Here is a 20,229-nt window from a genome sequence, read left to right on the forward strand (position 1 = left end):
CCGTGCCCGTCCCGTCGTCCACAACCCGAGTCCGACTGTGCGCAGGTGTGCTGCTGTTGAGCGCCGCGTCGGCTGGCGTGGCCGCGCAGGATGCGCCTGCGAATCCGGAAGCGGTGCGGACTGCCGAGAGCGGTCCGGAGATGCGCGCATCGTTCTCCCGTCCGGCCAGTGGTCGCCAGCGTGTGCACGATTCGATGTCCGACTCGGTCCGCCGGATCGAGCGCCAGACCCGCGGTCGTGTGCTCAGCATCGAGCAGATGCACTCCGACGGGCGTGACCTCAACCGGGTCAAGGTGATGGACGACAGTGGCCGCGTCCGCATCTACGTCGATGACCCCGCGCGTCCGGGCCGTGCACGCGGCAACGACGATTGATCCTGCATCCTCACCCCCATTCACGGCCGGTCCGGCCGTCAGACCGGAGTTGACCCATGCGTATCCTGCTCGTCGAAGACGAAGCTCCCCTGCGTGAAACCCTTGCCGCGCGCCTCAAGCGCGAAGGCTTCGCCGTCGACGCCGCCCAGGATGGTGAGGAAGGTCTGTACATGGGCCGCGAGGTGCCGTTCGATGTCGGCATCATCGATCTGGGCCTGCCCAAGATGTCGGGCATGGAGCTGATCAAGGCCCTGCGCGAAGAGGGCAAGCAGTTCCCGGTGCTCATCCTGACCGCGCGTTCGAGCTGGCAGGACAAGGTCGACGGCCTCAAGCAGGGCGCCGATGACTACCTGGTCAAGCCCTTCCACGTCGAAGAGCTGCTCGCGCGCATCAACGCGCTGGTCCGTCGTGCCGCGGGCTGGAGCAAGCCCACGCTCGAGTGCGGCACGGTCACGCTTGATCTGGCAGCGCAGACCGTCAGTGTCGAAGGCAAGAACGTCGACCTGACCAGCTACGAGTACAAGGTGCTCGAGTACCTGATGATGCATGCCGGCGAACTGGTCTCGAAGGCCGACCTGACCGAGCACATCTACCAGCAGGACTTCGATCGCGACTCCAACGTGCTGGAAGTCTTCATCGGCCGCCTGCGCAAGAAGCTCGATCCCGAAGGCACGCTCAAGCCCATCGAGACCGTGCGGGGCCGCGGGTACCGGTTCGCGATTCCGCGCAACGGCGAGAGCTGATCGCCCGCGCTGGCCGCAGTTGCGGCCAGCGCCCTGACCGCCCGCCCGGTGCCGCCGGTGCCGGGCAGGTCCTATGATTCCCGCAATGGCGTCCCACACTCCACTGTCCGCGCGGCTGCGTCCGCGCTCCCTGCGCGCCCGGCAGCTGCTGGCGGCGAGCATGGGCCTGCTCGCGTTCCTCGCGCTGGCGGGGTACGCGCTCGATCGCGCCTTCATCAACGTCGCCGGTGAAGGGCAGCGCGAGCGGTTGCGCAACTACGTCTATTCCTACGCCAGCGAGATCGACTTTCTCCGCGGCGGGGACATGTACCTGTCCGAATCCTCCGCACTCGACGAGCGCTTCCAGCGTCCCGGCAGTGGCCTGTATGCGGAGGTCGTCCTGCCCGCCGGGTCGTGGGCCTCGCATTCGGCGTCCGGACCGCAGTTGCCCGAGGCGACCATGCTGTCGCCGCGGGAGGAAAAGTTCGAAGGCCCGCTGGCGATGGTGCAGAGCAACGGCACCCCCGGCGAGGTGTACCGCTACGGACTCGGCCTGGTCTGGGCACCGGACGGCCGCAGTGACGAAGAGTTCGGCTACACCATCTACGTGATGGAAGACGCCGGCATCGTGCCGCGGCAGGTGCGCGTGTTCCGGGCGGCGCTGTGGGTCAACCTCGGCGTGGCGGGTGTGATCCTGCTGCTGCTGCAGGGCCTTATCGTGCGCTGGAGCCTGTGGCCGCTGCGCGGTGTCGAGCGCGAACTGGTGCGCGTCCAGCGCGGCCAGGCCGAGCGCATGGGCGTCCAGCATCCGCGCGAACTGCAGCCGCTGACCGAGAGCATCAACGCGCTGATCGACAGCGAGCGCGAACATCTCGCGCGGCAGCGCAACACCATGTCCGACCTGGCGCACAGCCTGAAGACGCCGCTGGCCGTGCTGCGCTCGCGTCTGGACGCCGGCAGCGGCGATGCGGAGCTGCGCGAGGAAGTGGAAACCCAGCTGCAGCGCATGACGGATCTGGTGACCTACCAGCTCGCTCGCGCGGCTTCCAGCGGCCACCAGCTGTTCTCGGCCGCGATCGAGATCGAACCGCATGCCGAGCAGATCGTGCGCGGGCTGGAGAAGATCTACGCGTCGAAGGGCGCGGTCTGCGAGTTCGAGATCGACCCTGCCGCGCGCTTCCATGGCGAACCGGGAGATCTGCAGGAACTGCTCGGCAACCTGCTGGAGAACGCATTCAAGTGGGCGGGCTCGCGCGTGCTGCTGACGGTGCGTCCCGGTGAGGCCGCGCCCAACCGCAGGCCCGGTCTGGAGCTGATCGTCGAGGACGACGGCCCCGGCATTCCGGCCGACCGTGTCGCCACCGTGCTCCAGCGCGGCGTACGTGGCGACGAGCGCGTCCAGGGCCACGGCATCGGCCTGTCGATCGTGCAGGACATCGTGCACAGCTATCGGGGCGAGCTGCATGTCGGCCGCTCGGAAGAGCTCGGCGGCGCCTGCTTCTCGGTACGCCTGCCGCCCGGTTTCTAGGCTTTCGCCTGGAACGGCGAAGGGCCGTAGAGCCGTGCCAGATGCGCGGCGACATCCGGCAGCACCTCACGCAACAGCGCCGGCGCACTGAAGTGGTATTCGCTGCAGACGGCGAAGAATTCTTCCGGTGCTTCGGCTGCATACGGATCGATCGGCATCTCTTCGCCGGCGTCGACGCGTTCGACGAACGCATCGAAGCTGCGCTGGAAATCCGCCGCCCACGCGCGCTGCCAGTCGCGCGGCAGTGGCGGGGTGCCGTCGAGCAGTCCGTCGAGCGCGTCGATCTTGTGCGCCATCTCGTGCACCGCGACGCAGAAGCCGGCGTCGGGTTCGGCGATGTCGGACTCGACATCCGCCCACGACAGCACCAGCGGACCGCTTTCCCAGGATTCGCCGATCAGTTCGTCGTCCCACTCGTGCATCACGCCCGCCGCATCGACGTGGCTGCGGTTCACCCGGAACGCTTCGGGATAGACGATCAGTTGCGACCAGCCGTGCAGGCCTTCCTCGCCGAATTCCAGCAATGGCAGACAGCACAGCGCGGCGAGCATCGTGCGCGCCGGGCCGTCGAGCTGCAGCCCGGCGACCGGCGTGATGGTCTTGCGGTGCAGGAACAGCGCGGTCAGCGTGCGCAGGCGCTCGCGCCGCGCCACGTCGAGCGCGCGGACCCACGGCAGACGGGCCGTCGCAGCGGTCCAGTCGTCATCGGAAACGGAGGCGGGCGCGCCTGCGAACAGGCGCCGGATCAGCGAACGCACGTGCGCACAGATGCCGTCAGCGGAACATGCCGGGCAGGAAGCTGTGCCAGCGCGGCCCGCGCGCCGGGCTTTCGATCTCGCCACCGGCACCCGTCGCCGGGCGGGTCCTCGACGCATTGCCGGACGTGGGCGCACGGCGCGTGCCACCAGCATCGAGCAGGGGCTCGGCCTGCGGCGCAACGGTCGTGCGCGGGCAGGGGTCGGCCGCGGCATCCGCAGTCGCGTCGCGGGCAGCCGCGGGCAGGCTGGCGCCCAGCAGGAGCATGCAGAAGATCAGTCGTGCGGACATCGGAACACCCCGGCAGGAAGCGGACGCACAGCCGGCCGATCATACCGCACGTTCCAGCGCGGTGACGCTGTGTCGCGATGGCGGGCGACACGCGGCGCCGGCCTCGCCGATAATCGGGCGATGCCGTCATCGCCACCTCCCCTGTCCGCCGCGGTGCCGCCCGAACGCGCCCTGTTGCAGCGCCTGATCGAAGGGCCGGTGTCGGGCGACGCACTCGCACGCGAATCGGGCCAGACCCGGGCTGCGGTGTGGAAGCGGATCGGCCTGCTGCGTGACGCCGGCGTGCCGGTCGTGGCGCGTCCTGGTACGGGGTACGTCCTCGCGCAGCCGATGTCACTCCTCGATGCCGCAATGATTCTGCGCGCGCTGCCCGACGATGCCGGTGCGGGCCTCGCCGCGCTCGATGTCGCCTGGAGCGTGGATTCCACCAATGCCGAACTGCTGCGCAGACCCATGCCGGGCCCGGCCGCCGAGGTGTTGCTGGCCGAGCGCCAGACCGGTGGGCGTGGCCGGCGTGGCCGCAGCTGGCAGTCGCCACTGGCGGCGCATCTCTATCTCTCGTTGCAACGCGGCTTCGAAGGCGGGCTCGCGCGGCTCGGCGGGCTGAGTCTGGTGGCCGGCATCGCGGCGGTCGATGCGATCCACGCGCTCGGCATCGGCGCGGTCCGTCTGAAGTGGCCCAACGACCTGGTCGTCGTGGACGCGGATGGCCTGCGCAAGCTCGGCGGCATCCTGGTCGAGGGCGGCGGCGAGCATGGCGGGCCGGTGCGGGCGGTGCTGGGTATCGGCGTGAACGTGCGCATGCCCGAAGCGCAGGCCGCTTCGATCGACCAGCCGTGGACCGATCTGGCCACGTGCTGCGATGACGCGCCGCCGACGCGCAACGCGCTCGCATCGGCATTGCTGGCTGCCTGGCTGCCGGCACTGGATCTTTTCGACCGGGAAGGCCTGGCGCCGTTCCGCGAACGGTTCGCGCGCATCGACGCGCTCGGCGGGATGCCGGTCGAGGTCTACACGGGCAATGGAACGGTGCATGGCGTCGCCGCCGGCATCGCAGACGACGGTGCATTACGCGTGGTGGTGGACGGCGAGACACGCGCCTTCCATGCCGGCGAAGTCAGCGTCCGCAGGGAGGAGCACGCATGAGCACGTGGTTGTTCGACCTCGGCAATACCCGGTTGAAATTCGCATCGATCGACAGCGATGGCCGCATCGGCGTCGTCCAGGGCACTTCGCATGTCGAGGGCGGCTTCGATCCCGAATGGCTCGAAGCACTGCCGGCGCGGATCGACACCGCCATCGTCGCCAGCGTCGCGGCGCCGGCCTTGCGGATGATCCTGCTCGACGCGCTGGCCGCGCGTGGCGCGCAGGTGCAGCTGGTGCAGACCTTGCCCGCGATCGACGGCCTGACGATCGCCTATCCGGATCCGGCGCGTTTCGGCGTCGACCGCTTCCTCGCGTTGCTGGCCGCGCATGACGGCCGCGGCCCCAGCTTGGTGGTCGGTGTCGGCACCGCGCTGACCATCGACCTGCTCGACGCCAGTGGCCGCCATCACGGCGGACGGATCGCACCGTCGCCCACGCTGATGCGCGAGGCGCTGCACCGTCGCGTGGCGCAGCTCGCGCCGTCGGGCGGCCGGTATGTGGAGTTCGCCGACGACACTGACGATGCGCTGGTGTCGGGCTGCGAGGGCGCTGCCGTCGGGCTGGTCGAACGCAGTCTGTCCGAGGCGACGCAGCGGCTCGGCGACACGCCGCGCCTGCTGCTGCACGGCGGCGGCGGCGCGCCGCTGCGTGCGCGTCTGCCGGACGCGCAATGGCGCGCCGATCTCGTCCTGCACGGCCTGGCGCGCTGGCACCGCGCCAGTGCCGGCGTCGCGGCACCGGAAGGCTAGGCCGGCATGCTGCTGCGCGCGCTGGTCGTCCTGCTGGTGATCCTCAATTTCGGCGTCGCTGCCTGGTGGGCGCTGCGCGGCGAACCCGGCGATGCGGTGCAGCCCGATGTCGCCGGCACGGCGACGCTTCGGCTCGTCGGCGAGGCGGATGCCGGGGACACGGCACCGGCGGTCGAACCGGCCGTAGCGCCTGCAGATGCCGAGCCCGGCTACGCCTCGGCACCGGTCGCTGTCCTGCAGCCCGGCGATCCGCCGCAGTGCGTCGCCCTCGGCCCCTTCGCCGACGCCGCCACGCGCGATGCCGCACGCGCGCGCCTGACGGAAATCGCGGTGACAACACGCAGCCGCGAGGTCGGCGAGACGCCGCGCGGCTGGCGCGTGTGGCGGGCGCCGCTGCCTGATCGCGCCGCGACCGACGCGGAAGTCGCCCGGCTCGTGTCTGCCGGCTTCAACGACTACTACGTGATCGCCGACGGCGCAGAAGCCAACGGCATCGCGCTCGGCCGGTTCGGCAGCGAGGCATCCGCGCAGGCGCGGGCGCAGGCCTTGCGCGCGTCGGGCTTCGAGGCCGAAGTGGAGCCGCTGGGCAGTCTGCTGGTGCGGTACTGGATCGACGCGATGCTCGCCGACGGCGGCAGTGGCGAGGACCTGCGCGCACAGGCGGGTGCAGCGCGCAGCGAAACCGGGGACTGCGACGCATTGACCGTTGCGGGTTAGAATTCCGCCGCGGCACTGCCGCATGCCATGCCGGCATAGCTCAGTTGGTAGAGCAACCGCCTTGTAAGCGGTAGGTCCCCAGTTCGAATCCGGGTGCCGGCACCATTCCGACGCGAGTTCCCGCGTGCCGCGCCTCCACGGCGTTCTCCCGGCCGCCGTGATGCCGGCGGCAGCGTTGCCGGCGCGACCCGCGTTGCCGCCCGCGTTCGCCAGGAGCGTCCATGCAGCAGTCCTATCTCCCCGTCTCGATTTTCGGCGTGCCCACAGATGTCGGGGCAGGCCGTCGCGGTGCATCGATGGGCCCCGAAGGCCTGCGTGTCGCCGGTCTGGTCGAAGCCCTCGTCGCGCGCGGTATCGAGGTCGACGATCTCGGTGATCTGGGGGGGCCGAAGAATCCCTGGACCGGCCCGCGCGACGGCTATCGCCATCTCGACGAGGTCGTGGCGTGGAACCGTGCGGTGCTGGAGGCATCGTCGGCCGAACTCGCACGCGGCCGCATGCCGATCATGCTCGGCGGCGACCATTGCCTGGCGATCGGGTCGATCGCCGCGGTCGCCAACCACTGCCGGGCGAACGGCCGCAAGCTGCGCGTGCTGTGGCTGGACGCGCACACCGACTTCAACACCTCGCAGATCACCCCGTCGGGCAACGTCCACGGCATGCCGGTGGCCTGCCTGTGCGGCATCGGCCCGGACGTGCTGACGCAGCTGGGCGGCGCATCGCCCGCGATGCAGGTCTCGCAGTTCCGGCAGATCGGCATCCGCTCCGTGGACCAGGACGAGAAGCGGCTGGTCAAGGCACACGGGCTGGACATCTACGACATGCGCTACATCGACGAGGTCGGCATGCGCCGGGTCGTCGAACAGGCGCTCGACGGCCTGGACGCAGACACGCATCTGCACGTGAGCTTCGACGTCGACGTGCTCGATCCCAGCATCGCGCCCGGCACCGGCACGCCTGTGCCGGGCGGCATCAACTACCGCGAGGCGCAGCTGGTGATGGAGATGATCGCCGACAGCGGGCGTCTGGGTTCGCTGGACGTGGTGGAGGTCAACACCGCGCTCGACCACGGCAACGCCACCGCCGAACTGGCCGTGGACCTGGTCGAAAGCCTGTTCGGCAAGTCCACGCTGATGCGTGACTGAAGCGGCGTTCTTCACGCGGCGGACGCATGGTTGAACGGGCGGTGTGACACGCCGCATCGATGCACACGGCTTTCACGAGGCAGGTTCCTATAGTCGCGCCATGGTTGTGGAGGTCCGCAGCCGTTTCGCAACGAAACCGGAATCCCTGGAGAATCCCATGAAGCGTTTGACCGCACTGATGCTGCTCGCCATGTTCACCGTCGGCACCCTGTCCGCCTGCAACACCATGAAGGGCGCCGGCCAGGACGTGCAGAAGGTTGGCGAGAAGGTGGAAGACAGCGCCAACAAGACCGGCGGCACCACCACGCGTCCCTGATCCACGCAGTCCATCGCATACGGGAAGGCCGGCGCAAGCCGGCCTTTCTGTTGTGCGGCATCCGGCCATGTCCGGGTGCTGGTGGCGCGCATGCCCGGTTCTACCTACCCTGAGCATCGTGTCCACGAACCCGGAATCGCATGAGCGAGCGTGTCGTCGAGGTCGTTGCCGGTGTCATCACCGACAAGCGCGGCCGCATCCTGCTGTCGCGTCGGACACCCGGCCGGGACATGCCCGGTCTGTGGGAATTCCCCGGCGGCAAGCGCGAGGCTGGTGAGACGCCCGAGGCGGCGCTGGCGCGCGAGCTGGACGAGGAGCTGGGCATCCAGGTGACCGTGGGCATGCCGGTGATGTGTGTGCCCCAGGCGTGGCCCGGCAGGCGCCTGCGGCTGGATGTCCGCCACGTGGTGCAGTGGCAGGGCACGCCGCGTGGGCGTGAGGGGCAGGCGCTGGCCTGGGTCGAGCCCGGACGGCTGGGCCGTTACGACATGCCCTCCGCCGATCTGCCGGTCGTGGCCGCGCTGCTGACGCCCGACCGGTATCTGGTCACACCGCCGCCGGGCAACGACGATGCGGCCTGGCTGCGGGGACTCGACGAGGCCTTGCGACTCGGCGTCCGCCGCGTCCAGTTGCGCCTGCCCGGCATCGACATCGAGCGCCAGACCACGCTGCTGCAGCAGGCGACCCTGCGCTGCCGCAGGCGGGACGCGCAGTTGCTGTTCAACGGTCCGGTTGATACCGCGCTGGCGGCCGGCGCCGGGGTCCATCTGACATCGACTGCGCTGCACGCCGCGACCGTGCGTCCGGTGCCCGACGGCACACTGCTCGCCGCGTCCTGCCACGATGCCGACGACCTCGCACAGGCAACGCGCCTGGGCTGTGATTTCGTGGTGCTGGGACCGGTCGCCGAGACCGCCAGTCATCCCGGCATGCCCGGCATCGGGTGGACCGCCTTCGCGCGCCTGCGCGAGACGAGCGCGCTGCCGATCTATGCGATCGGTGGAATGACGCCCGACGACATTTCCGAAGCCCGGCGGCATGGCGCCCAGGGCATCGCCGCGATCCGCGGCCTGTGGCCACGCGCAGAAGATCCGGGGCAGACGGGCGACTGATCCGCCGCGCGTGCGGCCCGCGCTACAGGCCGGGCGTGATCTGCCCGCGATACCGGCGGTCGAGATCCGCGACCGCCGCGTCCAGCGCTTCCAGCGTGCCGTCGTTGACGATCACGTCATCCGCAATCGCGAGTCGCGCGTCGCGCGAGGCCTGCGCGGCCACCATGCGCGTCGCCAATGCCAGGTCGATGCCGTCGCGGGCCAGCAGCCGTTCCAGCTGGATGTCCGGCGGCATGTCGATGACCAGCACCCGGCGCAGCCACGGATAGGCAGCGCGGCCACCTTCGGCCAGCAACGGAATCGCCGCCACGGCGTACGGGCCGGCAGCCGCCTCGCAGGCGCGTTGCAGGGTTGCACGCACCAGGGGATGCACGATGCCTTCCAGACGCGCACGCGCGTGCGGATCCTCGAAGATCCGGCGTCGCATCGCGGCCCGGTCCAGCCCACCGTCGGCCGACAGCGCGTCCGCGCCGAAGGCCTCCACCACGGCTGCCAGACCCGGGCTGCCGGGCGCGACCGCCTCGCGGGCCGCCACGTCGGCATCGGCCACCACGATGCCGCGCGCCTCGAACGCCCGCGTCGCCGCGGTCTTGCCCGAGGCGATGCCGCCGGTGAGGCCGATGATCAACGCAGGCATTGCCGGGCAGGGGTCAGCCGAGGCCGGCGATGCGCATGTAGGCGCCCACCAGATCGTGACCCCACATGAAGGTCACCCAGCCGGCGATGGCGAGATAGGGCCCGAACGGAATCGGCGTCGACCGGTCGCGGCCCTGCACGGCCAGCATGATCGAGCCGATGATCGCGCCGGCCACGGCCGACAGCAGGATGATCGGCAGCAGTCCGCTCAGCCCACACCAGGCGCCCAGCGCGGCAAGCAGCTTGAAGTCGCCATGGCCCATGCCTTCCTTGCCGGTGGCCTGCTTGAACAGCCACCACACCGTCCACAGGCTCACATAGCCCACCACCGCGCCCAGCAGGGCCGGTTTGGCGGGCATGTAGAGCGTGTCCAGACTGGCGATCAGGCCCAGCCACATCAGCGGCAATGTCAGCGAATCGGGCAGCAGCTGCGTGCGCACGTCGATGCCGGACGCCGCGATCAGGAAGCCGGTGAGCACCAACGCGCCGAAGCCCTGCCAGCCGAAACCGAACTGCCACACGCAGGCCAGGAACAGCAGCATCGTCAGCAGCTCGACGGCCGGGTACTGCGCCGAGATCGGTGCCTTGCAGCTGCGGCACTTGCCGCGCAGCGCCACCCAGCTCAGGACCGGGATGTTCTCGTACCACGAGAGCTGATGCCCGCAGTGCGGGCAATGCGAGCGCTCGACCACGATGCCGGGAGGCGGCGGGTCGTAGAGTTCCGGCTCTTCGAGGATCTCGCGCGCGTCGCGCTTCCACTGCCATTCCATGCGCCGGGGCATGCGCAGGATCACCACGTTGAGAAAACTGCCCACCAGCAGGCCGAGGCCGGCGGCGAGCGGGTACCCGAGTGCGGGGTTCTGATCGAGAAACGCCATCCGTCAGCCCATGGCCGCCATGGCGATCTTGAAGATCGGCAGGTACATGGCGATGACGATCGAGCCCACCAGCGTGCCGATGATCACCATCACGAACGGTTCGATCAGGCTGGAGATCGTATCCACGGCGTTGTTGACCTCTTCCTCGTAGAACTCGGCCACCTTGAACAGCATGGTGTCCAGCGCGCCGGCCTCTTCGCCGATCGCGGTCATCTGCACCACCATGTGCGGGAACAGCGCGGTCTGCTTCATCGCCAGGTTCAACTGGTAGCCCACCGACACGTCGTCGCGCATGCGCAGTACCGCGTGCTCGTACACCGTGCTGCCGGTCGCGCCGGCCACCGAGTCCAGCGCTTCGACCAGCGGCACGCCAGCCTTGAAGGTTACCGCCAGCGTGCGCGCGAAACGGGCGATCGCCGAGTTGTGCAGCACCTTGCCGATGATCGGAATGCGCAGCATCAGCCGGTCCACACCGTGTTGCATCTTCGGCGAACGTTTGTAGAGGTAAATGAAAATGCTGACAGCGGCCATCATCACCAGCAGCATCAGCCACCACCAGCCCACCACGACATCGGAGATCGCGAACATCAGCTCGGTGAATGCCGGCAGGTCGGTGCCGAAGCTCTGGAACGTCTCGCGGAAAGTCGGCACCACGAAGATCATCAGCGCCGCGCAGACCAGGATCGCCACCGCGATGACCGCGGCCGGGTAGAACAGCGCCTTCTTGATCTTGCCCTTGATGGACTCGATGCTTTCCTTGTAGTTGGCGATCGTCTCGAGCACGGTTTCCAGCGCACCGGCCGATTCGCCCGCGCGCACCAAATTGCGGTACAGCTCGTCGAACTGCACGGGGTGGCGGCTGAGCGCTTCGTAGATCGACGCGCCGCCTTCGATGTCACCGCGGATGTCGCCGATCAGCTTGCCCATGCGCGGATTGCGCTGGCCGTTGCCGATGATCTCCAGCGACTGCACGATCGGCACGCCGGACTTCATCATCGTGGCGATCTGGCGGCTGAAGACCGCGATGTCCTTGGCCTTGATCGACTTGCCGGCAGCGCCGAACAGCGGCTTGGACTTGACCTTGACGGTCTTGGGCTGGATGCCCTGGCGGCGCAGCTCGGCGCGCAGCAGGTTCGCGTTCCGGGCCTGCTGCTCGCCCTTCATCACGGTGCCGCGCTTGTCGGTGCCTTCCCACACGAACGTTTCGAGCGCCGGCATCTCGCGGACGGACCGGGCGGCGGGCTTGCGGACTGCAGTACGTGTGGTGGACATCATGGACTCCCCGGGCGCCGGCTCCCCAGCCGGAATGGTCCGCCGCATGGTAGCGGGTTGCGGCGGCATATGGGGTCCGCGGTTGTGACGTCCTGCGGAATTCGGCTGATCGTCCACGCCATGGACCCTGCCATCACAGTCTCGCAGGCCTCAGAGGTAACGACTCCAATGGACGCGGACCGCCATCGTCGGAGTGGTGGGCGCCGTCCCGCCGCCGCAGGTGCCGTTGAGCATGCAGGGCTGGGGCAAGGGGTCGTAACCGGCGGGCAGCCCGCGCAGGTCGATGGTGGTGCTGCCGCCGGCCGCGTGATCGGCCGATCCCTGTCCCAATGCAGTGACCGACCCGCGGATGGTGGTGCTGCCACCCGCGGTGAACATGTCGCCAGCCAGCACACTGCCGAACACGTTCACCGAACTGCCCAGCGCAATCTTTCCGCCCTGGTATCGGCCATTGGCGCCGTAGCTGCCTGCCAGTACTGCGTAATGCCCCAGCGTCGTGCCGGCGGGCGGCGTGAGCGTGCGTTTTGTCATGTCGCACCAGTTGGTCGGGTAGCGACCGGCGAACTGTCCGTTGACGCAGATGCCGCTGTAGTTGATCGAGTTCCCGTCTTCCCGTCGGGTACCGCCCGCGTAGCCGGCAAAGGTCATCGAGAAGATGCGGGTGCTGCCGGAGGTGGAGACATCGCCTGACGCGACGAAGGTGTTGTAGTAGTCGCCATTGCGGACATTGAGGTTGCCGTCGAACCAGGCGACGCCCGGAGAAAGCCCTTGGCCGTCAAGGCGCCATTCGCGCGTCGAGGCGTTGTAGGTCACACAGCCGTTCCACTCCGAATGGCCGCGGCAGATCGGCATGGGAGTTGTCGGAACGGGCGCCGCGCAGACCGGATTGGCTGCCGTGGACGCTGCCGTCAGGGTCTTGCACAGATGGTCCTTGTAGGGCCCGCTTGAGTAGTCGGCGATGAAGTAGGTGTCGTTCGCGATGCCGTGGATGTTGCGCAGGGTGACCACGCGGTAGCCGTTGCGGTCCACCTTGAAGACGTAGTGCGCCTGCGGCTCCACATCGTAGGCATTGAAGGCGGTCGCCTTCAGGACCACGGGCGATGCCGGCGCGATGGGCACCTGATGTCCCGGCACGATCCGCACCCGGTCACGATCTGCGGGGTTGGTGACGGTGACCGTCTTGCCGACCACGCCCGACTGCGACCCGCCCCAGTTCGTATCCACGAAGTGACCGACCGCCTGCAGGCCATTGGCCTGCGAAATCTGTCCCGAGGAGATGCGTACGCTTGCGCCGGCGCGCACGCTGCGCGCGCTGGAATTGCCCTGCAGATCGACCGCGTAGATCTGTCCGTCAACGTCCTTGCCGGGGACCTGGTTGGCCTGCGCGCAGAACGGAGACAGGGTGCCGCGGTCGCTGCGGCCGATGGCGGCGATGTCGCCCAGTTGAACGCCGCCATTGGCGAAGATGGAGCCGTTGGCCACCATGGTTGGGCCGCTGGCGCCTCCGGTCACGCAGATGTCGCCGCGGGAAGACACCGACTCCCGCACTGTGACAGAGCCGTCGAAGCGGATATCGCCATTGGCGCGCAGCACGCCGAACGACGAGCCGCTGTTGATGCGCACCGAGCCGGTCGACCAGATGGTGTCGACACCGGTGATGGAGTTGCCGCCGGTCGTGAGATCCCCGTCGACGTTGAGCTGGTAGCTGGTGCCCGGGTCCTTGCGGATGGTGATCGCGCCCGACAGATTCAGATCCCGGATGAAAGTGATCGCCGCCGAGTAAGGCGGTGCGGCGTCCTCGCCAGCGGGCGTGTCCCCGTCGGCACCGACCTCGTACACCACGTCGACGGTCGAGCGCGTAGCCGCGCTGCCTTCGCCGGCATCGGCGGCGATACGCGCGCGGACGCGGTAGCTGCGCGCGGTTTCCAGCCGAGAGATCTCGGTCAGCACCGCATGGATGCCGTCCTGCCCCGGCAGGGACACCACCATGCCGCCATCGCGCGCGCGCGCCACGGCGCCAGCGCCCGGCCATGCGGACGCACCGGCGCTTGTGCTGCTCGCCCGCGCGCTCTGGCTGCCATCGATGCGGAACGGTCCGCTGCCATCGGCCCAGGTATCAAGTACCTGGCGACCATTGGTGTCATTGGCCAGATCCACCAGGCCCAGTCGCACGATCTCCACGCCGCGCCATGCGGCCGCCTGTGCCGACGTCGCCGAGTGGGTCGTGAGGTGGCGTTGCTGCGTGCCGCGCAGCCCGTAGACGGTGTAGAGCACGGTGGATGTCACCGCCAGGCCCAGCATCACCGTCGTGAGCAGGGTGGCCGCGCCGCGTTGCCGTTGCAGCGGGTGAGAAGTGCCGTTGGAGACTTTGCGCATCAGGCCTTGCTCTGCAGGAGTCGAACGCGCTGACCCAGATTGGGCAGGCACGTGGAAAACACTTCACCGGCCGGCGGGTGGTAGCGCGTGGCGTTCTGATGCTGCTCGTAAGGCAGACAGCCGACATCCGGCAACTGTTCGAACCGCAGCAGACTGACGTCGATCGCGCCCGCATCCCGCGTGGCGGCCGCAGCCAGGGTGCCGTCGATGACCGCCAGCTCGCGTGCCGTGCCGGCGACCAGCGCGCCGGCGCAGGCAGTGGGCTGCAGCATCGACAACGTCCAGGTGCCATCGTTGGCCGCGCTCAGACGCAGGCCTGCACAGGTGAGCGGTCCATCCAGATCCTGGCGATAGCGCCAGAGCACGCGGTTGTCGCTGACCTCCAGGCTGTTGGTGCCCGCGTCCACGCCGAACCCGGCCTGCTGCAGTTCGATCTGCGCGCCCAGCAGGGCAGAGGCCAGCTGGCCCTCGCGCTGGGTGGTGCCGGTGGCGGCGGTCGCGGCTTCCACGGTCACCTTGTAGATGGCCAGCATCGCCGCGATACCCAGCAGCGCCAGCAGCATGCCGACCATCATCGAGACCAGCGAAGCGCCGGCCTCTGCACGACGGCGGGCATGTGGCGTGGCGGTCGCCGTCATCGGGTCTGACGCTGCGGGAACGCGGTATCGAAGGCGATGTCCGGTCCGCCGATATCCAGTCCGCTGGCACCTACCGACACCTGGATGCGGGCCGGCATCGCGACCTTGCTGGCGGTGTACTGGGTGCCGAAGACCACATCCGTCGTCCCCGGCTGGCAGGTCACCTTGGCCTTGGCCGCGGCCAGTTGCGCGGGCAGTGTCAGCGACACCTGGCCGGCGTCGCACAGCGCCAGACCCTGGTGCTGCAGCCCCGCGCGCACCTGCTGCACGGCCATCTGCTCCACGCGGGTGCCGTGCTGGGCCACCAGCACCCGCGACAGCACCTGCGACAGGCCCGCGCCGATCACCGCGGTCAGCGCCACGCCGACCAGCGCCTCGAGCATGATGTCGCCGCGCTGGCGGCGCCCGAAATCAGAGCAGGTGGACATCGGGCATCCCCCGGTTGTCGCCGCCGACGTGCAGTTTCAGAACGCGCTGCCCCTGGCAATCTGCAGCCCCGGTCATCAACGCACCGCGGCTGTCGTACGCGGCCAGACACACCGTCGCATCGCCGGCCGGGGCGTCGAAAGCCGCCACACCGACGCTGGCATGCACCGGGCCGGACCACACCGTCGTACCGGCGCTGCGGACTTCGAATGCATTGCGCGCCGTGCCCACGCCGGGCGCGGTCCACAACACGCGCGTCACGGCGGTGCCCGTCGCCAGGCCCTGCGGGTTGCGGATGGCGCGCGCACGCGCCTCGCCCACGGCCTGGGACAGCGTGCCGCGGGCCTGCATCTGGCGGTTGTCGTCGATCCACTGGCGGCCGAACGAGGCGCCGCCCGACATCAGCACGGCCATTACCGCGAGGGTGACCATCAGTTCCACCAGGGTCACACCACGCATGCGATGCGCGGTCACGCGCCTCACCATGTCGTGTCGCTGACGGTGGGGCAGCCGCTGATGCCACGGGTGCCGTCAGCGGTCAGGGTGATGGTGCAGCCGGCCAGCGTGCCGCTGCCGCTCGCGGTCAGCGTGTAGCCCGCCGCGTTGCTGTAGGCGAAGCCGAAGTCCGACGGTTTGGAACCGCTGGTCCAGCCCGGGAACGCGGCTTTCACCGCAGCCGCATCCTTGGCGGCCGCGGCGGGGTAGCCGAGCGTGCGCTGCCGGTGGTTTTCCACCAGCGCCGACAGCGCCTGCAGGTCGGACTGAGCCGTGCCGATCTTGGCGCGTTTGATGAAGCCCTGATAGGCGGGCAGCGCGATGGTGGCGAGAATCGCGACGATCGACACCACGATCATCAACTCGATCAGCGTGAAACCCGCCATCGGGGCGGGAAAACGTCGGGACGCGGCAGGCCGGACCTGTCGCGTGCACATGTGGGGGGTGCGCATGGGGCAACTCGGAATAGCGGACGGAAGACGCTGCGTCCGTGCGCGTCGGGGCGTATCAAGCAAATGCCATGCCAGATCCTGACGGCCGCCGGGTGTCGCCGTCCCTAGCCCCGTCGGCGTGGAGGTGGCGTGACAGTCGGGCGTGAAGTGACGACAGGCGTCGCCTTGTGCCGGTCTGCGAAGCGCACCGGTGTCATCTGCCACCTCAGGCAGCCCTGACGCAACGCGCCGGGCGATGACGCCCGGCGGCGGACTCAGTCCGTGGTGACGCGGTTGATCTCCGCCAGGCTGGTCATGCCCTGCTGCGCTTTGCGCAATGCGGACTGCCGCAGATCGCTGACGCCAGCGCGCTGCGCGGCTTCGGCAATCTGGATCGCGTTGCCGCCCTGCAGGATGATTTCCTGGATCTGCTCGCTCATCGGCATCACCTGGTATACGCCCACGCGGCCGCGGTAGCCATTGGTGCAGTCGTCGCAGCCCACGGCTTCATAGATCTCGATGCCCGCGCGCACCTGGTCCTCGCTGAAACCTTCGGACAGCAGGGCGTGGTCGGGCAGGTCCACCTTGCGCTTGCACTTGGGGCACAGCCGCCGCGCCAGTCGCTGCGCGATCACCAGCGTCACCGAACTGGTGATGTTGTACGGCGCGATGCCCATGTTCATCAGGCGGGCGATGGTCTGCGGCGCGTCGTTGGTATGCAGGGTGCTGAGCACCATGTGGCCGGTCTGCGCGGCCTTGATCGCGATTTCCGCCGTCTCGATGTCGCGGATTTCGCCGACCATGATGATGTCCGGATCCTGTCGCAGGAACGAACGCAGCGCCGCGGCGAAGGTCATGCCGCGCTTGTTGTTCTGCTGCACCTGATTGACGCCCGGCAGGCGGATTTCCACCGGGTCCTCGGCGGTCGAGATGTTGCGGGTCTCGTCGTTGAGGATGCCCAGCGCGGTGTACAGCGAGACCGTCTTGCCCGAGCCGGTCGGGCCGGTCACCAGCACCATGCCGTAGGGCTTGTGGATGGCGTCCAGGAACAGCTTCTGCTGTTCGGGCTCGTAGCCCAGCTTGTCGATGCCCAGCTTGGCCGCACTGGCATCGAGGATACGCAGCACCACCTTCTCGCCGAACAGCGTCGGCAGAGTACTCACGCGGAAGTCGATCTGCTTGGTCTTGGACAGGTTGAGCTTGATGCGCCCGTCCTGCGGGATACGCTTCTCCGCGATGTCGAGCTGCGCCATGACTTTGAGGCGCGCGGTGATGCGCTGGTTGAGCTTGACCGGCGATTTGGCGACCTGTTTGAGGATGCCGTCCACGCGCAGGCGCACCCGGTAGTCGGTCTCGTAGGGCTCGAAATGGATGTCCGACGCGCCGCGCTTGATCGCGTCCACCAGCACCTTGTTGACGAATTTGACGATCGGCGTGTCGTCCTTGCCGTCGACCACGTTCTCCAGCTTGCCGCTGCCGTCCTCGTCGGTGCCGACCTCCAGCGTCTCCAGCCCGTCGGAGTCGTCCAGCGAGTCGCCGAAACTGTCATTGGCCTGCAGCCAGATTTCCAGCGTGCGGCGGATGCTGTCCTCGTCGACCAGGATCGGTTCCACCGTCAGGTTGGTGTGGAACTTGATCTCGTCCAGGGCCTGGGTGTTGGTCGGGTCGGACGTGCCCACGAACAGCCGGCCGCCACGCTTGAACAGCGGCAGCACCGCGTGCTTGGCCAGCAGTTCCTCGCTGACCAGCTTCACCGCATGCGCTTGCGCGTCCATCGTCGTGGGGTCGAACAGCGGCATGCCGAACTCGACCGCATTGGCGGCCGCCATCTGCGCCGCGGTGACCAGCTTGTGCTCGCGCAGATAGATCGACACCTGCTTGCGCGCGGCGGTCGCCTTGTCCAGCGCCTCGCGCGCGGTCGCCTCGTCGAGTGCGCCATCGAGGACCAGCCGACGGGCGATACCGGTGATGCCGACGAGGTTGACGGTGGAAATGGCATTCATGCGACGCAGGTCCCGATGGGCGGATGCAGGCACTTTAGCGCACGGCATGGAGCAGGCAGGCCACGCAGCGCCGACAGAAGATCAGAGCAGGACGCAGGACCCGGTGCGCATGTCACAACGGGTCTGTCGGGTGCCGGGCAGCTGCGGCGTGCCCGTGATGTCGACGCCCAGTGCCGTCGCGTTCTCGGCGCTGGTGCAGGCGCCAAGCGGTGCGATGGCGGGGGTCTGCTGGTCCTGCAGCGCGACCAGTGCAAAGCTCGCGTAGTGCTTCATCTCGGCCTGGCACGCGCTTTCAGCCGTGCGTACGCGGTACTGGTTGTAGGCGGGCAGGGCGATGGCTGCCAGCACGGCGATGATGGCGACAACGATCATCAGTTCGATCAGGGTGAAGCCGCGTGCGGGGCGGTGCATGGGTGGCGTCCTAGTAGTGCGTGTGAAAGCGGACGCAATAACCGGGCCAAAGAGGGAAACATTCGAGAGACGCTGTCTTTCGAATAACGCATTGGGACAGCCGTCGTGATCTTGAAGAGCGTTCCTGGGGGGGATTGCGCCCGTGTCACGAACTGCGAGGGCGCCTCGATGATCGAGAAGCACGGTCAGCGGCAGTTTCCCCGGCTGACAGGTCGCCCGGCTGGACGCACGCCCGAGAACCGGCCGGTCCTGGCCTCGACCCATGCCTTGAACGTGTCGCCGCCGAACGCGCGTTGCTGTTTGAGATGGGCGCGGATCTCGGCCGCCAGTCCCGCCGGGAGCGCGTCTTCGAACAGCTGGCGATAGGCGGTTCGGCGTGAGGCAGGGTCGGGTGCAAGCGCCTGATAGGTGTCGTGGGGCGTGAGCAGCAGATCGTGGTGGCCATACGCGTTGCTGCGGAAGCTTGACCACGCGTAGTCATCCGGACGCTCGACCATCCATGCCCTGACGGGATTGAGCTCGATGTAGCGCATGCAAGCCAGCAGGTAATGGTCCGAGTCGACCAGACAGGCTTTGTATCGCCCTTCCCACAGCGTGCCGGTGCGGCCATGCCGTCCGTTGAACAGCCCAACGTAGTTGCGCGAGAAGGTCTGCATCAGGCGCGACAGTGCGCCGACTCCGGCGGCGGGATCAGCAGGTGGACGTGATTGGTCATCAGGACGTAGGCGTGGAGGCAGCACCCGAAACGCGTCAGTGCCTGGGCCAGCACGTTCAGGTATCGATGGCGGTCTCCATCGTCCAGAAAGCAGGGCAGGCGATTGTTGCCGCGTTGGATGATGTGTTGGGGATGCCGGGTAGGTCGGGTCTGGGGTGGCGGGCCATGGGTGGACCATGCCCGGCGCGTTGCGCGCTTCGTATAGGCGCTGTGGCGTTCGCGTTGTCAAACTCGGATGTTGCAAGAGTGGGCACCGTCATACCGACGGGAATCGATCCGGGTTAAACAAAAAACCCCGCCGAGGCGGGGTTTTATGCAAATCATGGCGTCAAGTCGAACGCGAAGGTGGCAGGGCAAGGCTAGCTACTTAATTGTCCCTGACACCGTTCTTTCTATCATTCAGTCGGGGTTCGGGGTCGTGCCGCCGCCAGCTGCCAGCTGACAAGTCGCATTGCCAGCGTTACAGGTCGTGCCGCGGGCACCGTCCGGGGACGCAGGCGCAGCGAACGTGATGGTCCCATTGCTTGCAACAGCGGCGTCGTCGATAGCGACAGTGCTTACGCCACACGCTTGATTATCGTAATCCTCAACTTCCATGTCGGCATGGACTGCAGCTACTGCAGAGTTCACGTAAGCCTTTGCCTCGCCGAGGCATGCATTTTCAGCCGCGCGAATCCGATAATTGTTATAAGCCGGCAACGCAATCGCCGCCAGAATCGCGATGATCGCAACAACGATCATCAGTTCGATCAGCGTAAAACCCTTCTGATTCTTCATGGTATTTCCCCTAGGAGTGGATGAGTCACGTGCCGCGTGGCCGGCTGGTGCCGATCCCTGGGCAGCCGTGCAACCTGCACGTGCACGGGGACTGATGCATAACGCGTGCCAACTGCTTCACGCGCGGTCCACGGGGCGTTGCTGGACACGAAATCGCGCTACGGACTGCATGTTGGCTGAACGAAGATGACCCGATGGGTCACATGGTGACGCTTAGGGTCCTTGTGAACGGACATACGCGTCGTTGGCGTCGTCTGCAGCGGTGGGCACTCACCACGCGCGTGAGCCGGGATGTGGTCGTGCTTGAGGGCGTCA

23 protein-coding genes, 1 tRNA gene and 1 pseudogene are annotated in these 20,229 nt (G+C 68.0%); 10 read left to right on the forward strand and 15 right to left on the reverse strand.

Going from position 1 to position 20,229, the window contains the following annotated elements; translation table 11 throughout:
- The first annotated feature begins 47 nt into the window (after positions 1–47).
- The 3 genes from AC3A4E_RS04305 to AC3A4E_RS04315 all read left to right on the forward strand — a co-directional run bounded on the left by AC3A4E_RS04305 (position 48) and on the right by AC3A4E_RS04315 (position 2,624).
- Positions 48–374 carry a PepSY domain-containing protein gene (locus AC3A4E_RS04305; RefSeq protein ID WP_487632012.1) on the forward strand — a complete coding sequence of 109 codons (327 nt, stop codon included), beginning with the start codon at positions 48–50 and terminating at the stop codon, positions 372–374.
- A gap of 56 nt (positions 375–430) precedes the next feature.
- The gene (locus AC3A4E_RS04310; protein ID WP_487630324.1) at positions 431–1,117 is read left to right on the forward strand and encodes a response regulator transcription factor; all 687 of its coding nucleotides are present in this window, start codon (positions 431–433) and stop codon (positions 1,115–1,117) included.
- A gap of 85 nt (positions 1,118–1,202) precedes the next feature.
- Entirely contained in the window at positions 1,203–2,624 is a 1,422-nt protein-coding gene (locus tag AC3A4E_RS04315) for an ATP-binding protein (RefSeq protein ID WP_487630325.1), read from the forward strand.
- Here the strand turns inward: AC3A4E_RS04315 and AC3A4E_RS04320 are convergent.
- Positions 2,621–3,361, reverse strand: a complete 741-nt coding sequence (locus AC3A4E_RS04320; RefSeq protein WP_487632013.1) for a M90 family metallopeptidase — start codon at positions 3,359–3,361, stop codon at positions 2,621–2,623. The genes AC3A4E_RS04315 and AC3A4E_RS04320 overlap by 4 nt on opposite strands.
- 37 nt (positions 3,362–3,398) lie before the next feature.
- A complete protein-coding gene (locus AC3A4E_RS04325) occupies positions 3,399–3,671 on the reverse strand; it encodes a hypothetical protein (RefSeq protein ID WP_487630326.1) in 273 nt (90 codons plus the stop codon).
- 120 nt (positions 3,672–3,791) lie between these two features.
- On the opposite strand from AC3A4E_RS04325, the gene birA reads away from it, so the two are divergent.
- The 7 genes from birA to AC3A4E_RS04360 all read left to right on the forward strand — a co-directional run bounded on the left by birA (position 3,792) and on the right by AC3A4E_RS04360 (position 8,856).
- The gene (gene birA, locus AC3A4E_RS04330) at positions 3,792–4,817 is read left to right on the forward strand and encodes a bifunctional biotin--[acetyl-CoA-carboxylase] ligase/biotin operon repressor BirA (protein WP_487630327.1); all 1,026 of its coding nucleotides are present in this window, start codon (positions 3,792–3,794) and stop codon (positions 4,815–4,817) included.
- Entirely contained in the window at positions 4,814–5,566 is a 753-nt protein-coding gene (locus AC3A4E_RS04335) for a type III pantothenate kinase (RefSeq protein ID WP_487630328.1), read from the forward strand. Before birA ends, AC3A4E_RS04335 begins: the two co-directional genes overlap by 4 nt.
- Before the next feature lie 6 nt (positions 5,567–5,572).
- Complete coding sequence (locus AC3A4E_RS04340; RefSeq protein ID WP_487630329.1) at positions 5,573–6,283, forward strand: hypothetical protein; 711 nt, start codon at positions 5,573–5,575, stop codon at positions 6,281–6,283.
- A 29-nt stretch (positions 6,284–6,312) separates the two neighbouring features.
- A tRNA-Thr gene (locus AC3A4E_RS04345) sits at positions 6,313–6,388 on the forward strand.
- Positions 6,389–6,504: 116 nt separating this feature from the next.
- Complete coding sequence (gene rocF / locus AC3A4E_RS04350) at positions 6,505–7,428, forward strand: arginase (protein WP_487630330.1); 924 nt, start codon at positions 6,505–6,507, stop codon at positions 7,426–7,428.
- Between the two features lie 157 nt (positions 7,429–7,585).
- Entirely contained in the window at positions 7,586–7,744 is a 159-nt protein-coding gene (locus AC3A4E_RS04355; RefSeq protein WP_487630331.1) for an entericidin A/B family lipoprotein, read from the forward strand.
- Positions 7,745–7,884: 140 nt separating this feature from the next.
- Entirely contained in the window at positions 7,885–8,856 is a 972-nt protein-coding gene (locus tag AC3A4E_RS04360; protein WP_487630332.1) for a Nudix family hydrolase, read from the forward strand.
- 22 nt (positions 8,857–8,878) lie between these two features.
- On the opposite strand, the gene coaE is transcribed toward AC3A4E_RS04360, so the two are convergent.
- The 13 genes and pseudogenes from coaE to AC3A4E_RS04425 all read right to left on the reverse strand — a co-directional run bounded on the left by coaE (position 8,879) and on the right by AC3A4E_RS04425 (position 19,914).
- Positions 8,879–9,493, reverse strand: coding sequence for a dephospho-CoA kinase (gene coaE, locus AC3A4E_RS04365; protein ID WP_487630333.1), 615 nt, complete (start codon positions 9,491–9,493; stop codon positions 8,879–8,881).
- Between the two features lie 13 nt (positions 9,494–9,506).
- Positions 9,507–10,370 carry a prepilin peptidase gene (locus AC3A4E_RS04370; RefSeq protein ID WP_487630334.1) on the reverse strand — a complete coding sequence of 288 codons (864 nt, stop codon included), beginning with the start codon at positions 10,368–10,370 and terminating at the stop codon, positions 9,507–9,509.
- Between the two features lie 3 nt (positions 10,371–10,373).
- Positions 10,374–11,642, reverse strand: coding sequence for a type II secretion system F family protein (locus AC3A4E_RS04375; protein ID WP_487630335.1), 1,269 nt, complete (start codon positions 11,640–11,642; stop codon positions 10,374–10,376).
- A gap of 150 nt (positions 11,643–11,792) precedes the next feature.
- Positions 11,793–14,018, reverse strand: coding sequence for a hypothetical protein (locus tag AC3A4E_RS04380; RefSeq protein ID WP_487630336.1), 2,226 nt, complete (start codon positions 14,016–14,018; stop codon positions 11,793–11,795).
- The gene (locus AC3A4E_RS04385; protein ID WP_487630337.1) at positions 14,018–14,656 is read right to left on the reverse strand and encodes a PilW family protein; all 639 of its coding nucleotides are present in this window, start codon (positions 14,654–14,656) and stop codon (positions 14,018–14,020) included. The genes AC3A4E_RS04380 and AC3A4E_RS04385 overlap by 1 nt, the downstream gene beginning before the upstream one ends.
- Entirely contained in the window at positions 14,653–15,084 is a 432-nt protein-coding gene (locus tag AC3A4E_RS04390) for a PulJ/GspJ family protein (RefSeq protein WP_487630338.1), read from the reverse strand. Before AC3A4E_RS04390 ends, AC3A4E_RS04385 begins: the two co-directional genes overlap by 4 nt.
- The gene (locus AC3A4E_RS04395) at positions 15,068–15,556 is read right to left on the reverse strand and encodes a prepilin-type N-terminal cleavage/methylation domain-containing protein (protein ID WP_487630339.1); all 489 of its coding nucleotides are present in this window, start codon (positions 15,554–15,556) and stop codon (positions 15,068–15,070) included. Before AC3A4E_RS04395 ends, AC3A4E_RS04390 begins: the two co-directional genes overlap by 17 nt.
- Before the next feature lie 5 nt (positions 15,557–15,561).
- A complete protein-coding gene (locus tag AC3A4E_RS04400; RefSeq protein ID WP_487630340.1) occupies positions 15,562–16,029 on the reverse strand; it encodes a type IV pilin protein in 468 nt (155 codons plus the stop codon).
- Positions 16,030–16,283: 254 nt separating this feature from the next.
- On the reverse strand, positions 16,284–18,011 hold the full coding sequence (gene pilB / locus AC3A4E_RS04405) for a type IV-A pilus assembly ATPase PilB (RefSeq protein ID WP_487630341.1): 1,728 nt from the start codon (positions 18,009–18,011) through the stop codon (positions 16,284–16,286).
- Positions 18,012–18,319: 308 nt separating this feature from the next.
- A pseudogene (locus tag AC3A4E_RS04410) lies at positions 18,320–18,422 on the reverse strand (prepilin-type N-terminal cleavage/methylation domain-containing protein); the annotation flags it as partial.
- A 185-nt stretch (positions 18,423–18,607) separates the two neighbouring features.
- Complete coding sequence (locus tag AC3A4E_RS04415; protein WP_487630342.1) at positions 18,608–19,078, reverse strand: transposase; 471 nt, start codon at positions 19,076–19,078, stop codon at positions 18,608–18,610.
- Positions 19,078–19,260: a transposase gene (locus tag AC3A4E_RS04420; protein WP_487632014.1), complete on the reverse strand. Its 183-nt coding sequence runs from the start codon at positions 19,258–19,260 to the stop codon at positions 19,078–19,080. Before AC3A4E_RS04420 ends, AC3A4E_RS04415 begins: the two co-directional genes overlap by 1 nt.
- A gap of 276 nt (positions 19,261–19,536) precedes the next feature.
- On the reverse strand, positions 19,537–19,914 hold the full coding sequence (locus AC3A4E_RS04425; protein ID WP_487630343.1) for a prepilin-type N-terminal cleavage/methylation domain-containing protein: 378 nt from the start codon (positions 19,912–19,914) through the stop codon (positions 19,537–19,539).
- Positions 19,915–20,229: the final 315 nt, after the last annotated feature.

Source organism: Luteimonas sp. Soil_N_1, assembly GCF_057656255.1.

Excerpts from the sequence above, each read along its gene's own strand:
- AC3A4E_RS04310 (WP_487630324.1), top strand. The coding sequence starts at position 431 with ATGCGTATCCTGCTCGTCGAAGACGAAGCTCCCCTGCGTGAAACCCTT.
- AC3A4E_RS04315 (WP_487630325.1), top strand. The coding sequence starts at position 1,203 with ATGGCGTCCCACACTCCACTGTCCGCGCGGCTGCGTCCGCGCTCCCTG.
- AC3A4E_RS04325 (WP_487630326.1), bottom strand. The coding sequence starts at position 3,671 with ATGTCCGCACGACTGATCTTCTGCATGCTCCTGCTGGGCGCCAGCCTG.
- birA (WP_487630327.1), top strand. The coding sequence starts at position 3,792 with ATGCCGTCATCGCCACCTCCCCTGTCCGCCGCGGTGCCGCCCGAACGC.
- AC3A4E_RS04335 (WP_487630328.1), top strand. The coding sequence starts at position 4,814 with ATGAGCACGTGGTTGTTCGACCTCGGCAATACCCGGTTGAAATTCGCA.
- AC3A4E_RS04340 (WP_487630329.1), top strand. The coding sequence starts at position 5,573 with ATGCTGCTGCGCGCGCTGGTCGTCCTGCTGGTGATCCTCAATTTCGGC.
- rocF (WP_487630330.1), top strand. The coding sequence starts at position 6,505 with ATGCAGCAGTCCTATCTCCCCGTCTCGATTTTCGGCGTGCCCACAGAT.
- AC3A4E_RS04355 (WP_487630331.1), top strand. The coding sequence starts at position 7,586 with ATGAAGCGTTTGACCGCACTGATGCTGCTCGCCATGTTCACCGTCGGC.
- AC3A4E_RS04360 (WP_487630332.1), top strand. The coding sequence starts at position 7,885 with ATGAGCGAGCGTGTCGTCGAGGTCGTTGCCGGTGTCATCACCGACAAG.
- coaE (WP_487630333.1), bottom strand. The coding sequence starts at position 9,493 with ATGCCTGCGTTGATCATCGGCCTCACCGGCGGCATCGCCTCGGGCAAG.
- AC3A4E_RS04370 (WP_487630334.1), bottom strand. The coding sequence starts at position 10,370 with ATGGCGTTTCTCGATCAGAACCCCGCACTCGGGTACCCGCTCGCCGCC.
- AC3A4E_RS04375 (WP_487630335.1), bottom strand. The coding sequence starts at position 11,642 with ATGTCCACCACACGTACTGCAGTCCGCAAGCCCGCCGCCCGGTCCGTC.
- AC3A4E_RS04380 (WP_487630336.1), bottom strand. The coding sequence starts at position 14,018 with ATGCGCAAAGTCTCCAACGGCACTTCTCACCCGCTGCAACGGCAACGC.
- AC3A4E_RS04385 (WP_487630337.1), bottom strand. The coding sequence starts at position 14,656 with ATGACGGCGACCGCCACGCCACATGCCCGCCGTCGTGCAGAGGCCGGC.
- AC3A4E_RS04390 (WP_487630338.1), bottom strand. The coding sequence starts at position 15,084 with ATGTCCACCTGCTCTGATTTCGGGCGCCGCCAGCGCGGCGACATCATG.
- AC3A4E_RS04400 (WP_487630340.1), bottom strand. The coding sequence starts at position 16,029 with ATGCGCACCCCCCACATGTGCACGCGACAGGTCCGGCCTGCCGCGTCC.
- pilB (WP_487630341.1), bottom strand. The coding sequence starts at position 18,011 with ATGAATGCCATTTCCACCGTCAACCTCGTCGGCATCACCGGTATCGCC.
- AC3A4E_RS04415 (WP_487630342.1), bottom strand. The coding sequence starts at position 19,078 with ATGCAGACCTTCTCGCGCAACTACGTTGGGCTGTTCAACGGACGGCAT.
- AC3A4E_RS04425 (WP_487630343.1), bottom strand. The coding sequence starts at position 19,914 with ATGAAGAATCAGAAGGGTTTTACGCTGATCGAACTGATGATCGTTGTT.